This window comes from Rhodococcus sp. IEGM 1370, assembly GCF_033142325.1.
Classification (GTDB): Bacteria; Actinomycetota; Actinomycetes; order Mycobacteriales; family Mycobacteriaceae; genus Rhodococcoides.
Window position 1 is genome coordinate 638102 of sequence record NZ_JAWLRY010000001.1, and the last position, 13683, is coordinate 651784.

11 protein-coding genes are annotated in these 13683 nt (G+C 66.6%); 8 read left to right on the forward strand and 3 right to left on the reverse strand.

Annotated elements, in window-relative coordinates:
* Nucleotides 1-5 precede the first annotated feature (5 nt).
* The 3 genes from mycP to R4P47_RS02905 all read right to left on the reverse strand — a co-directional run bounded on the left by mycP (nt 6) and on the right by R4P47_RS02905 (nt 4084).
* The gene (mycP, locus tag R4P47_RS02895; protein ID WP_411567282.1) at nt 6-1427 is read right to left on the reverse strand and encodes a type VII secretion-associated serine protease mycosin; all 1422 of its coding nucleotides are present in this window, start codon (nt 1425-1427) and stop codon (nt 6-8) included.
* Nucleotides 1394-2965, reverse strand: a complete 1572-nt coding sequence (gene eccD, locus R4P47_RS02900; protein WP_317784041.1) for a type VII secretion integral membrane protein EccD — start codon at nt 2963-2965, stop codon at nt 1394-1396. Before eccD ends, mycP begins: the two co-directional genes overlap by 34 nt.
* A gap of 129 nt (nt 2966-3094) precedes the next feature.
* The gene (locus R4P47_RS02905; RefSeq protein WP_317784042.1) at nt 3095-4084 is read right to left on the reverse strand and encodes an LLM class flavin-dependent oxidoreductase; all 990 of its coding nucleotides are present in this window, start codon (nt 4082-4084) and stop codon (nt 3095-3097) included.
* A 232-nt stretch (nt 4085-4316) separates the two neighbouring features.
* Here R4P47_RS02905 and eccCa point away from each other — a divergent pair, with 232 nt between their 5' ends.
* From eccCa to glmM, 8 genes are all read left to right on the forward strand, one after another.
* A complete protein-coding gene (eccCa, locus tag R4P47_RS02910) occupies nt 4317-8315 on the forward strand; it encodes a type VII secretion protein EccCa (RefSeq protein WP_317784043.1) in 3999 nt (1332 codons plus the stop codon).
* Entirely contained in the window at nt 8312-9766 is a 1455-nt protein-coding gene (locus R4P47_RS02915) for a type VII secretion-associated protein (RefSeq protein WP_317784044.1), read from the forward strand. The genes eccCa and R4P47_RS02915 overlap by 4 nt, the downstream gene beginning before the upstream one ends.
* 159 nt (nt 9767-9925) lie before the next feature.
* Nucleotides 9926-10291, forward strand: coding sequence for a WXG100 family type VII secretion target (locus R4P47_RS02920; RefSeq protein WP_269594400.1), 366 nt, complete (start codon nt 9926-9928; stop codon nt 10289-10291).
* Between the two features lie 64 nt (nt 10292-10355).
* Complete coding sequence (locus tag R4P47_RS02925; RefSeq protein WP_068051312.1) at nt 10356-10637, forward strand: WXG100 family type VII secretion target; 282 nt, start codon at nt 10356-10358, stop codon at nt 10635-10637.
* 97 nt (nt 10638-10734) lie between these two features.
* Nucleotides 10735-11076, forward strand: coding sequence for a TraR/DksA family transcriptional regulator (locus R4P47_RS02930; protein WP_094639189.1), 342 nt, complete (start codon nt 10735-10737; stop codon nt 11074-11076).
* A 174-nt stretch (nt 11077-11250) separates the two neighbouring features.
* Entirely contained in the window at nt 11251-11694 is a 444-nt protein-coding gene (gene rplM, locus R4P47_RS02935; protein ID WP_037188282.1) for a 50S ribosomal protein L13, read from the forward strand.
* Nucleotides 11691-12215, forward strand: coding sequence for a 30S ribosomal protein S9 (rpsI, locus tag R4P47_RS02940; RefSeq protein ID WP_032397516.1), 525 nt, complete (start codon nt 11691-11693; stop codon nt 12213-12215). The genes rplM and rpsI overlap by 4 nt, the downstream gene beginning before the upstream one ends.
* A 107-nt stretch (nt 12216-12322) precedes the next feature.
* Nucleotides 12323-13678, forward strand: coding sequence for a phosphoglucosamine mutase (gene glmM, locus R4P47_RS02945; protein WP_149405352.1), 1356 nt, complete (start codon nt 12323-12325; stop codon nt 13676-13678).
* Nucleotides 13679-13683: the final 5 nt, after the last annotated feature.

Here is a 13683-nt window from a genome sequence, read left to right on the forward strand (position 1 = left end):
CTGGCTCAGTCGGTTCTGCCGCGTCGGCGCAGCGGTACCGACAGCGCGAGTCCGAGTGCCAGGATTACTGCCACCAGCACCGAACCGGTGACGGCTGTGGTCCGCGGTCGATGATCCGGCGTGGGCGGCGGCAACGGCGCACTCATCGCAACACTGTCCGCAGGAACCGACCGGGGGGTGGGCGTCACCGAATCGGTCACCGCTGCAAGCGGATCGACGACGCCGTGGCCGACGAAGGGATTCCACCCTTCGGCCGGCTCGTGCGCCGTTCGTTCGATCCGATCGATCACCTCCAGCGCCGACAGTTCGGGCCGGTGGGAGCGCACCAGCGCCGCAACCCCGGCAACCAGCGGTGCCGCAAAACTCGTTCCGGTCATGGGAATCACGCCATCGGTGCCCCGGGTGCCGTTCGCCAGTCCGTTGCCAGTAGGCGACAGCGACGTCATATTCGAGCCCGGAGCGGCGACGTCGACCCACGGACCGGCCAGGCTGAACGGAGACGGTGTGCCGTCCGACTCGACCGAACCGACAGTCAACACGTCGTCGAACCACGCCGGAGTCGCGATGGTCGCGATGGACGCCCACGGGTCGGCACCAGGCCGAAGCGGATCGGTCATCGGGTTCTGTGCCTGGCAGGCAGCGCTGCCGAGATTTCCAGCTGCTGCGACGACCACGACGTTCCTCTCTCGGACGGCGTACTGCACGGCCGCGCCGAGCGGACCGTCGGCCACACCGCCTCCGGCGGGCACGCAGGCGACCTCGGAGATGTTGATGACCGAGGCACCCGAGTCCACCGCAGTTCGGATGGCCATGGCCATGGTGCGCACGTTGCCGTAGCCCGCGGCATTCTCCGGCTCTGCTGTCTTCTCCTCCTCGGGCCGGTTGTCGACGATCTGAAAGACACTGCTGGACTGACGAATCGACAGTATGCGGGCGTCGGGTGCGCCTCCAGCGAATCCGCTGCCCGGTGCGGTCTGTGCGGCGATCAGGCCGGCGACCATCGTTCCGTGTGCATCGCAGTCGAACAGCCCGTCGCCTGCGCTGACATAGTCGCCGCCGGTGATCAGACCCGGCAGGCGCGGATGTGCGGTGACGCCGGTGTCGATGACGGCAACCACTTGACCTGCCCCACGGGTGATGGGCCAGACCGATGCGAAGTCGAGCGCCTTCAGTGCGGTCGGCACGTCCTGGGCGTCGGCAGTCGCGGACGGCAGCGCGCAGGCGTTCTTCTGTTCCGTGGGTTCGAGCGGGCCGGGAGCGCTCGGCGCAGGCAGCTGGAAGGGGTCGATCACCGGACGTTCGGCGCGTGCGGGATACCCGCCGAAGGCTGCGTCGAACGACAGCGACAGAGCAGTGAACGCCGCGATGACGACCGTTCGCCGTCGGTGCGGCGTCACAGCCCGCGGACGACGCTGTACAGACCGCACACCCACACTGCGATCGGAATGACCAGGGCGATGGCGGCGTATTCGAGTAGTTCGGCCGCTCTCCGCATCACCGGCGAGTACGTCCGTGTGGGCACGAATGCCCCGAAGATCGACGAGGCCACCGCGCCGGCCAGTGCCACCCCGAACAGAGCGAGGACGAGATCCGGCAGTGCGACGACCGCACCGACGAGGAGCGCCAGCAGAATCGTCGCTCCGCCTGCGACCAGCGGAACGGCATGCGTCACAACGGCATAGGTGCGTCCACGCAGCAGCAGGACGAGCGCACACAGCGCCGCCAGCGCGACCGCAGGCCAACGGACGCCATCTCCCGAATCGGCTCCCGCCGCGACAAGCACGCCCGCCACCACGGCGACGCTGAACGCCGACAGCAGACCGGTCAGGTAACTACGCGCTTCGGCCGCGGCGACCTGCAGATCGTCGAACGAGATCGCGTCGAGTTCTGCTTCCTCGACGGTGTCCAGCGGTGCTCCCGCGGTGGGGACCGGTGGAAGCGGCAATTTGGCCTGCATCATCGACACGCGGGCAGAGAGCGCGATTCCAGCCAGGCCGGTGAGGGCCGCGGCAGTACCGATCGCCGGTGGTGCCATCGTGGTGAACAATGCGCACACCGCGGCAGCGAACGTCAGAAGCGCCACCGATATCGCAGCGGTGAACAGTGCGAACCCGGTCCCGCCGATACGAAGGGACAGCAGAGCTGTCGCACCCGCCATGGCCGAACCCAGCATCAGCTGAGCCGCGCCGATTTGCCCGGGTACCAGCACGATTCCGCCGGTGAACATCAGCGCGACAGCACACCCGCCGAAGAGGACGGCGACGGCGTGCTGGTGATACACCCGCCCCAGAATCACTCCCGCGATCGCGAAGAGTATCGACGCAGTGAGGGCAGCGAGCCCCTCGACGAGACTGCCGACGTGCTCGGCTCCGGCCCGGATCGGCCCACGTAACAGGACCGCGCACGCCAGCAACACCAGCGCACCGGTGACAACCGAACCCACCGTGCGCGCGGTACGCGCAGTCCAGTGCGGAACATCGTCGGTACCCGATCGCGCAACGGAATACATGAGGTCGTCGAACAGTGGAACCGGCGCGGGCCGCTCGGCCACACCCAACACGAGCAACTCACCGTCACGCACCGACAGCTCCGCCAACGTCGCAGTCGGTGACAACGGTGGGAACCCGATCCGCGCGAGCGTCCACGCCACGGGCAACCCGTCCGACGCGGGATCCTCGTCGCCGGGTTCACAGCGCACCGCTCGTTCCGCAGGCTCCACTCCCGCCGCAATCAGGTCGACGATTCCCGGTACGAGAAGCGAGACCGGAACGTCCACCGGCAGCGCCATGTCCACCTGCGTGGACCTGGCCAACACCGTCACCCGACAGACTTCCTGCGCGAAGACGGACTGCGCGCCCGCTGCCCGCCGACCCACGTCCGACGCGGCGGGTGACTGTGTCGGATCGGCAGGTGCCGTGCGTGACGGCGCAATGCCGGCCGATGGACGGCTGTCGGCGCGTGTCATGGATATCCCCCCGGATACGTTCGATTCACGTTCCGATGCCCGCCCCAGTGGGCATCGGTGTCCAAACCTTACGACATCGCGGCGACAAGCAATCGCCCGTCGGGATCTGCCGGTGACGCAGCGCCGCCGTCAGGCAGGAACCAGGTCACTCACCTGTGCGAGCAACTCGAACGAGCGAAGCCACGATGCGCGGTCGGACACACCGGACGCGACGATCAGCTCGTCCGCTCCCGTGCGTTCGGCGAAACGGTCGAGGTAGTCCTTCACCATGTCCGGAGTGCCGACGGCCGAGTACTTGGTCATCTTCGTGATCTGTTGGCCCGCAGGCGCTTCGAGGACCATGTCGGCTTCCTCGTCGGTGAAGGTCCGGCCGCGGCCGAGCAGGAGGCTGACGCGGCTGCGCTTGGTGCGGAGGAACTGGGCCTGTGCGTCGGCCAGAGAATCGGCCGCGATCACGTTGACGCCCACGATCAGGTGTGGCTCGGACAATTGAGCGGAGGGCCGGAAGTCACGTCGGTAGATCTCGACGGCCTGCTCGAGGGCGTCGGGTGCGAAGTGCGAGGCAAAGGCATAGGGCAGGCCGAGTGCAGCGGCGAGCTGTGCGCCGAAAAGCGACGACCCCAGGATGTACAGCGGTACCTCGGTACCTGCGCCGGGAGTCGCGCTCACTCCGGGGATCAGAGACTCTTCCGACAGGTAGCCCTGCAGTTCCTGGACATCCTGCGGGAAGCGATCGGCCGACGCGGGATCGCGTCGCATCGCCCGCATCGTCACCTGGTCACTGCCGGGTGCGCGGCCCAGCCCCAGATCGATCCGTCCCGGGTACAGCGTCGCCAAGGTACCGAACTGCTCGGCGATGGTCAGCGGCGCGTGATTGGGAAGCATGACTCCGCCGGATCCGAGCCGGATGCGCTCGGTGTGGGCAGCGACGTGCCCGATGAGAACCGACGTGGCCGACGACGCGATCGTCTTCATGTTGTGGTGCTCGGCGTACCAGATGCGTCGGTATCCCCAGTTCTCGGCATGCTGAGCGAGTGTGACGCTTGCATCGAAGCTGTCGCGGACTGTTTCGCCCTCGCCCACATGAGCGAGATCGAGGATGGACAGAGGTACGGACACGGTTGGGGCCAGCCTTTCGTTCGTCGAGCACGCGGCCGAAGAGCCGCATTCAATTGCAACGGTGTCGGGCAGCGTTCTATTTCTCGTCGGACGTACCGGTGGTCATGTCCGTCCGGGGTGGCGACGCCGACTGTGGACCGCCCGGTCTTCGATGCGCTAGCCTGTCGTCCTGCAGCCTCGGGGGGAGGCTGCCGCGATGCAGTTCTGGGGGCGTGGCCGTGGGGGCGGATCTATGAGTACCGTGCGCTTCGTTCGCGGTGCCCGACGGGAAGTGCCTCGATCTCCTGGCGGGGAAGTGACCCTGCAGCCGCCGCCCGAGATCCCACGCGCGGTGCCGGGCAATCTGCTGATGAAGCTGATGCCGCTGGTGATGGTTGCCGCGATGGTCGGGATGGTCGCGCTGATGTTCACCTCCGGCGCAGCGGCGAACCCGATGATGTTGATGTTCCCGGCCATGATGCTGATGTCCATGGTGGGGATGTTGGCCGGCGGCGGGAAGTCCGGCGGGGCGCGCACCGCCGAGGCCAACGAGGACCGCAAGGATTACCTCCGCTATCTCGATCAGCTCCGCCGCGACGTCGCGGAAACCGAACGCGCGCAGCGCCGAGCCCTCGAATGGAGCCACCCGGGCCCCGATACGTTGTGGTCGGTCGCCGGAACCGAGCGCATGTGGGAACGGCGACTGTCGGATCCGGATTTCGCTCACGTCCGAGTCGGCCTGGGGGATCAGCGGCTTGCCACTCGACTGGTTCCGCCCGAGACCGGGCCGGTGGAGGAACTCGAACCGGTTTCGGCGGTGTCCCTGCGTCGATTCGTGCGGGCGCATTCGGTGGTGCCCGCGCTGCCGACCGCGGTGTCACTGAGGGGGTTCGCGGCGCTGTCCATAGCGGGCGACCGGGACGGTGCCCGCGCGATGGTGCGCGCGATGTTGGCCTCGCTGTGCACCTTTCACGGGCCCGACCACGTCGCGGTCGCGATCGTCTGTGGTCCGGACACCGTGCAGCAGTGGGAGTGGGCCAAGTGGCTTCCACACACTCAGCACGACGTTCTGCGCGACGGGGCCGGGTCCGCTCGGATGATCTTCGGTAGTTTTCTCGAACTCGAGGGTGCGCTGGGCGACGTGCTGAGTGTGCGGAATCGATTTGCGCGTGGAGCTGTGCCGGTTGCCGGCGTCGTGCAGCTGGTGATCGTGGTGGACGGCGGGCTCCTCGACAACCGTTCGACCGATCTCACCGACACGGGCCTCGATTCCGTCACGATCATCGATCTGTCCGGCCTGTGCCCACGACTGGCTGCATCGCGTGGAATCCAGATGTTCGCCGAGAACGGGTCGATCGGAGCGGTCAGCGGAACCACGGTCGAGGTGTTCGCCGTCGCGGATTCGATGAGCACCACGCAAGCACACGCCGTTGCGAGACGCCTGTCGCCGTACCGCGCGCCGTCGTCCTCGTCGGTCGTCGATGTGGTCGACGACGGCGGAGTCCGGATTTCGGGGTGGAACAGCCTGGTCGGTATCGCCGATGTGGGCGCACTCGACACGGACCGAGCGTGGACGATGCGCCGGGGACGCGAGAGGCTGCGGGTACCGATAGGTGTCGCCCCCGACGGCAGTGCTGTCGAGATCGACCTGAAGGAATCTGCCGAGAACGGTATGGGGCCGCACGGATTGTGCATCGGCGCAACGGGTTCCGGTAAATCCGAGTTTCTCCGTACGCTGGTGCTCGGCTTGGTGTCGACTCACTCGCCGGAACAGCTGAACCTGGTGCTCGTCGACTTCAAGGGCGGCGCGACGTTCGCGGGTCTCGAATCGGTACCGCACGTGGCCGCGGTCATCACCAACCTGTCCGAGGACTTGGCGTTGGTGGATCGAATGCGCGACGCGTTGGCCGGCGAGATGAACCGGCGCCAGGAGTCGCTGCGCTCGGCAGGCAACTTCGCGAACGTCTCCGACTACGAGAGGGCACGCGCCGGGGGAGCGGATCTGGCACCGATGCCCGCCCTGTTCGTGGTGGTCGACGAGTTCTCGGAATTGCTCAGTCAGCAACCCGAATTCGCCGAGTTGTTCGTCGCGATCGGTCGGCTCGGGCGCTCGCTGCACATGCATCTGCTGCTCGCCAGCCAGCGCCTCGAAGAAGGAAAACTACGCGGTCTCGACAGTCACCTGTCGTACCGAATCGGTCTGAAGACGTTCTCCGCGAACGAATCTCGTTCGGTGCTCGGGGTTCCGGACGCGTATCACCTTCCCGCTCAGCCGGGTGCGGGCTATCTCAAGTGCGATTCGGCCGAGATCGTCAGGTTCGCTGCGGCATACGTCTCCGGTCCTTACGCGCCGCCGCGTTCCGGTCCTGGCGCGCGGCCCTCGCTCGGCGGAGACATCAGGCCGAAGCCCTTCACCGCCTATGCGGTACCACTCGATTCCATCGATGTCGGCCGGATCGAGGCTGCTACTGCGCCGGCGGCCGAACCGGATCCGGTCGACTCCGAGAGCACCGGTGCGACGGTGCTCGACGTTGTCGTCGGACGAATTCGGGGTCGGGGAATGCCGGCCCACGAGGTGTGGTTGCCGCCGTTGGACACTGCACCGACGTTGAACCGGTTGCTGCCCGCATCGGTTCTGACCGAGCGGATCGGTCCGCTCAGCACCCTCCGCGCCCCGATCGGGATCATCGACCGGCCTTTCGATCAGCGCCGCGATCTGCTGACCGTCGATCTGTCCGGTGCTGCGGGCCACGTCGCCATCGTCGGTGCCCCGCAATCGGGCAAGTCGACGGCGCTTCGGTCGTTGATCCTGGCTTTCGCGATGACGCACTCGCCCGCGCAGGTCCAGTTCTACTGCTTGGACTTCGGCGGCGGAACGCTGGCCGGGTTGGCCGACTTGCCGCATGTCGGTTCGGTGGCCAATCGGCTCGACGTCGATCGGGTGCGGCGGACCGTGGCCGAAGTCGCCGGCGTCGTTCGGCAGCGAGAGAGGACGTTCCGGGATCGCGGGATCGACTCGATGGCCGAGTTCCGACGGCGACGTGCAACGCAACCCGTCGACCCGGAGGATCGTTTCGGCGACGTCTTTCTCGTCATCGACGGTTGGCCGTCGATCAGGTCCGATTTCGAGAGTCTCGAACAGCAGATCGCCACTTTGACGACGCAGGGCCTCGCCTTCGGTCTGCATCTGATCCTCACCGCCTCGCGGTGGGCGGAAGTTCGGCCCGCGACCAAGGACCTGATCGGCACCCGATTGGAACTGCGACTCGGTGACCCGTCGGATTCGGACATGGGTCGCGCCAAGGCGGCGAGCGTTCCCGAGGGGCGGCCGGGCCGGGGCATGACCAGGGACGGACTGCATCTGCTGATCGCACTTCCGCGAGTGGACGACGTCTGTTCCGTCGACGACCTGTCTCGCGCAGTCGGTGAGTCGGTCGCCGCGATCGCGGCTGCATCTGCGGGAACTCCAGCGCCGCCGGTGCGGATGCTGCCGGAGCTGCTCGAACGATCAGCGGTGCTCGATCAGCTCGGTGATGCGTGGCCACGAACCCGTGGCGGCATCCCTGAGCTCGCAGTTCCCATCGGCATCGACGAGGCCGAATTGGCGCCGGTGGTGGTCGATTTCGCGGAGAATCCACATTTCGTAGTGTTCGGTGACAGTGAGTGCGGCAAGACTTCCTTGTTGCGTGGAATCTGTCGATCGCTCGTCGAGGCGAACTCGCCCGACAGCGTCAAACTCATCGTCGCCGACTACCGCCGAACTCTGCTCGGCACCGTCGATTCCGAGCATCTGGCCGGGTACGCGGCCTCGCAGGCGACGCTGACCGCCATGCTCGTCGACCTCGCCGGCCGCATGGCCGATCGCATGCCAGGAGCAGACGTGACCCAACAGCAGCTTCGCGAGCGGTCGTGGTGGAACGGCCCCGAGGTGTTCGTCGTCGTCGACGATTACGACCTGGTTGCCACGTCGTCGGGAAATCCGTTGGTCCCGTTGGTGGAACACCTTCCTCATGCGCGGGACATCGGGCTGCACGTCGTCGTGGCGCGTCGTTCGGGCGGGGCAGGCCGGGCGCTGTTCGACCCGGTGATCGGACGGTTGCGCGATCTGGTGACGCCGGGACTGGTCATGAGCGGAAGCCGCGACGAGGGGAACCTGCTCGGGACGGTCCGTCCCAGTGCCATGCCACCCGGACGCGGGGTCTTCGTCGACCGCTCCGGCCAGTCGCTCGTCCAGCTCGGACATTCGAGTTGACGGGCCACTCGTGGCGATATGCCGCAGTGCATCTGGGCTACACGGAAATTTCCGTCGTCGCCACGGGCGCAGCCTTCGAGGGGCCGAGAGAGAGCGTCGGATCGGCGTTCGCCACCGAGGAGGGCGGCCGATTGGTGTTCGGCCGGGGCGTAGCCGGAGACGAGATACCGCCGCTGCTCTGCATCGACGATGCGTCGATCCCGGTCGGGACCACGGTGTGGGATCGAGAGGTGGTGTTCCACGGAATCGTGTGGTCGGCCCTGCACGGTGCCGGCGTACACGACCGACTCGACGTGCTCGAGATCGCGTATCCGTCGACCTGGGGCGAGGAACGTGTGGGCATCGTTCGCGCGATGTTCGCGACCTCGGCAAACGAGGTGGTGCTCGTGGAGACGGCCGAGGCCGCCGTTGCGTCGTCGGGTGAACGGGCACCGTCGGCCGCGGTGGTCGTAGAAGTCGGAGCTCTCGATACGTCCGTCGTCGTGCTCGACGAGTCGGGGGCGCACGGCGGAGACACCGGCGCGATCCTTCCGTTCGGCATCGGTGACGACGATGCGTGGCGACGAGCGGTAGGGGAATACGTTCGGTTGTCGATCACGCGCTGCCCGGATGAGGTGTACGTGGTGGGTGCGCCCATCGGAGCGGATCCCGTCGTCGATCACCCCACGCAATGGCTGACCGGTCTCGATGTCGCCGGATCGCTGTACCGGCGAGCCGGGGCGGATCTCGTCCCGGCACCGTCGGTACGTGCCGCGACGACGCGATCGGCGGCATGGCTCGACGACGTCGCCGCACCGCCGCGGTCCCGGGAGAAACGACGTCGCCCTTTGCTCGCAGCCGTAGGTGCCGTGGCGGCGATCCTCGTATTCGTCTGCGCAGCTGTGTATTTCGCCGGACAGTCTCCAATGGAGTCGGATGGGACTGCAGCACAACCGTTCTCACCGGTCGTGGCCCCGAGCGCTACATCCTCGTCCGTAGCCGCACCGCTACCGACCACGACGGCCGACGCGCCACCGCCGGTCGAGACGGTCACCTTCGTGTCCGGGCGGGTGTCGATGCAGTTGCCGAGCACCTGGACGAAGTTGGACGACCCCGACCGCATGGTGCTGATTCCACCGACCCCGCCCGAGCGTCGGATCGTCGTCACCGTGGCGGACCTGTTGCCGGGCTCGACGCAGGAGCAGGTCGCTGCCGAGCTCCGGTCGGCCATCGATGCCCGTGGGCCGGATTCGACCATCGGATCTCTCGAATCCACACGAGATTTCGGCGGCCGCGTCGGAATCGCCTACACCGAGAGGCCGATCGACGATTCGACGGTGCTGTGGCGCGTGTTCGTCGAATCCGACCTGCAGGTCAGCATCGGTTGTCAGTTCGAGGGAGACGACGCGACGGTGATCGACGCCGAATGCGGGCAGGCGACGCAGACGTTGGACATCGTTCCGGCCTCGTGAGAGCGGCCCACATTTTTTCGTGCGCGGCCGGAACCGAATCGAGGGTTCGTTGCGTCCAAGGAGATGTAGGGGAGTGAGCGGGCCGACAGTGGCCTCTCGGTCGAGCAGCACGTGCGCCGCGGGTGCAGGTGAATCGAGTATCGAAGACAAGGAGTCGAAGTGGGATATCCAGGGGGACCGGAATCTACGGGTTCGTCGAACGGCGTCACGGTCACGCCGCAGGAGCTCATGGCTGCCGGAGCCACGATCGAAGGCCTGAGCGTGTCGATCAACGCGTCCAATTCGGCCGTTCGCTCGATCGTCGAGCAGACCGCCGAGGCGTGGGTCGGCAAGGCGGGCAAATCGTTTCAGGACGTGATGGCCCAGTGGGACACCAGTGCGCAGAAGATGCGCAGTGCGCTCGAACAGATCTCCGCGGACATCAAGACCAACGGCCACGGCTACTCGGACGCCGACGACGACAACGTGTCGGCCGTGAACCAGGTGGCCGGATCCCTGAACTCGGGACTGTCCTCGTTCAAGTGACGCCGCATCCGGTGACCACACGACAACTCACACGACCACGCTCGACCAAGGAGACCGATCCGATATGAAATACGACTTCGCGCAGATCGCGGCGCTGACAGAGGCGATGAACAAGCAGGCGAACGTGACCAAGGACCTCCTCGGGGACGTGGACAGCACCGCGAAGCGGCTCTACCAGTCGTGGGAGGGCGACGCGATGACGTCCTACTACGAGCTGCAGCGTCAGTGGAATTCTGCATCCGACGAGCTCAACCTCATTCTGTCGAGCCTCGTCGCAGCCGCCCGTACCGGTGGCGAGACGATGCACGGCGTCGAGATGGCCAACAAGGCGCGGATGGCTCGCTGACCGGTCTCGACACCACGCATCTGCCCCGACCGAGAACATCGGTCGGGGCAGACGTCGTTTCGTCGCACGCCGGTCCGTCGCGGTGTCTACTGGAGTGGTGACGGACTTCGCAGCAGCACTCGGGACGGAGCGGTCGCGCTCCCTGCATCGTCTCGAGTCGCTTCGTGGCGAACTCGCGTCGGTGATCGAGGGATCGCGGCTCACCACCGACGACGACGAGCACGATCCCGAGGGATCGACGATCGCGTTCGAGCGAGCGAAGATCGCGGCGCTGATCACCGACACCGAATCCGAGATACGCGAGATCGGTGCGGCGTTGTCGCGGCTCACGGCCGGGACGTACGGCTTCTGCGAGCGGTGCGGTGGTGAGATTCCGGCGATCCGGCTCGAGGCGCTGCCCGCTGCCCGTCGGTGCGTGCAGTGTGTGCGCCTGCGCTGACGAGCGGAGGCGTTTTGACCTGGGCGTCCGCTCCCGGTATCGTTCCCCGTTGGCGTGTATGGGCTCGCCGCGTGTTCACTTGCGTATCGAGCTCTTGTCCTCGGGTCTCAACTGGCCGCCGAGGGCATCCACACGTCTTGGCCAGCAGCGACATCATGAAGACAGGAATTTTCTGTGTCTACTTACGCCCCGAAGGCCGGGGACACCACCCGGACGTGGCATGTGATCGACGCCACGGACGTCGTGCTCGGACGCCTCGCCGTCCAGGCCGCGACACTGCTCCGCGGTAAGCACAAGCCCACCTACGCACCCAACGTCGATGGCGGCGACTTCGTCGTCATCATCAACGCCGAGAAGGTTGCCATCAGCGGCAACAAGCTCGACGGCAAGTTCCACCACCACCACTCCGGCCATCCGGGCGGCCTGAAGTCGCGCTCGACCCGTCAGGTCCTCGAGAGCAACCCCGATCGTCTCGTGGAGAAGGCCGTCGTCGGCATGATCCCCAAGAACAAGCTCGGTAGTGCCATCGCGAGCAAGCTGAAGGTCTACGCGGGACCGAACCACCCGCACGCCGCTCAGCAGCCCGTTCCGTTCGAGATCAAGCAGGTGTCCCAGTGACGGCGCCGGAGGGAAATGACGTGACGTCGCAGGAGAACATCGAAGAGATCGCCGCCGACGAGTTCGTGGCAGTCGAAGATCCCGAGGTCGTCTCGGACATCGAAGCCGCAGCCGCTCCGGCCCCGATCGTGTTCGATCGCCCGATCCAGACTGTCGGTCGCCGTAAGGAAGCCGTCGCTCGTGTTCGGTTGTCCTCGGGCACCGGCGGATTCAAGCTCAACGGCCGCACCCTCGAGGATTACTTCCCGAACAAGGTGCACCAGCAGCTGATCAAGGCTCCTCTCGTTCTGGTGGACCGCGCGGAGTCCTTCGACATCGTCGCACTGCTGCACGGTGGCGGACCGTCGGGACAGGCAGGCGCACTGCGTCTGGCCATCTCGCGCGCACTGATCGAACTCGCACCCGACGATCGCCCGCCGCTCAAGGCCGCGGGCTACCTCACGCGTGACGCGCGTGCAGTCGAGCGCAAGAAGTACGGCCTGAAGAAGGCCCGTAAGGCGTCGCAGTACTCCAAGCGCTGACGCGTCTTACCCGTTTCATCCTCGAGGGCAGGCATCCAGCAGTATCGGACGCCTGCCCTCGAGGCATTTCCCACCACATTCTCTCCGCTCGAAGGAGTTCTTGGTTCATGGCGCGATTGTTCGGCACCGACGGAGTTCGCGGACTGGCAGGCGGGGTTCTGACCGCAGAACTGGCGTTGACGATCGCGCGAGCCGCAGCCGCCGTGTTGGCACCGAACGTCGACGGCGTCCGGCGGGTGGCAGTGGTCGGTCGTGATCCGCGTATCAGTGGGGCGATGCTGAGCGCAGCCGTGTCCGCGGGACTGACCGCGTCGGGTGTCGACGTGATCGACGTCGGAGTTCTCCCCACGCCTGCGGTTGCCTACCTCACCGCCGAATACGACGCGGCGCTCGGCGTGATGATCTCGGCGTCTCACAATGCGATGCCCGACAACGGAATCAAGATCTTCGCCGCAGGCGGACACAAGCTCGACGACGACGTCGAAGACCGGATAGAAGCTGCCCTGGATCCCGAGGGGCGCTCCCGGAACGACGCACAGCCCTACGGCGCCACCGGTGCCGCGATCGGCCGCATCGACGTCGCGCACGACGCGGCAGCCCGCTACACCGAGCATCTCGCTTCGTCGGTGTCGCATCGACTCGACGGCGTGACCGTCGTGGTGGATTGCTCGCACGGTGCCGCCTCTGTCGTCGGGCCCGAGATCTACCGACGGGCCGGTGCGACGGTCGTGGCGATCAATGCAGAACCCGATGGCATCAACATCAACGACGGGTGCGGGTCGACGCACCTGGAGGGATTGCAGAAGGCCGTCGTGGAGCACGGTGCCGACCTCGGTATCGCGCACGACGGAGACGCCGACCGTTGTCTCGCCGTCGATGCGTCGGGTTCCGTGGTGGACGGTGACGCGATCATGACGGTGTTGGCCATCGCGATGCACGACGCCGGCCACCTGACCGACGACACGTTGGTCGCAACGGTGATGAGCAACCTCGGTCTGCACATTGCGATGCGCGAGGCCGGAATCACGTTGCGTACCACCGCGGTCGGAGATCGATACGTGCTCGAGGAGCTACGCCGCGGCGGGTTCGCGCTCGGGGGTGAGCAGAGTGGACACGTCGTGCTGCCCGCAGTCGGAACGACCGGAGACGGAATTGCCACTGCCCTGCGGCTGATGGAGCGGATGGCGCAGACCGGGCGGTCCCTCGCGGACCTGGCTTCGGCGATGCGGACACTGCCGCAGGTGCTGATCAACGTCCGCGTGTCGGACAAAGCAGCGGTGGCGTCGGCACCGTCGGTGTCGGACGCCGTCGCGTCGGCCGAGCGCGAACTCGGGGAATCGGGTCGAGTTCTGTTGCGCCCCAGCGGTACCGAACAGTTGGTGCGGGTGATGGTGGAAGCGTCCGAACTCGACGTCGCGACCCGGCTCGCCGAAGAGCTGGCGGGCCGGGTCGCGTCTGTCTGACGTTT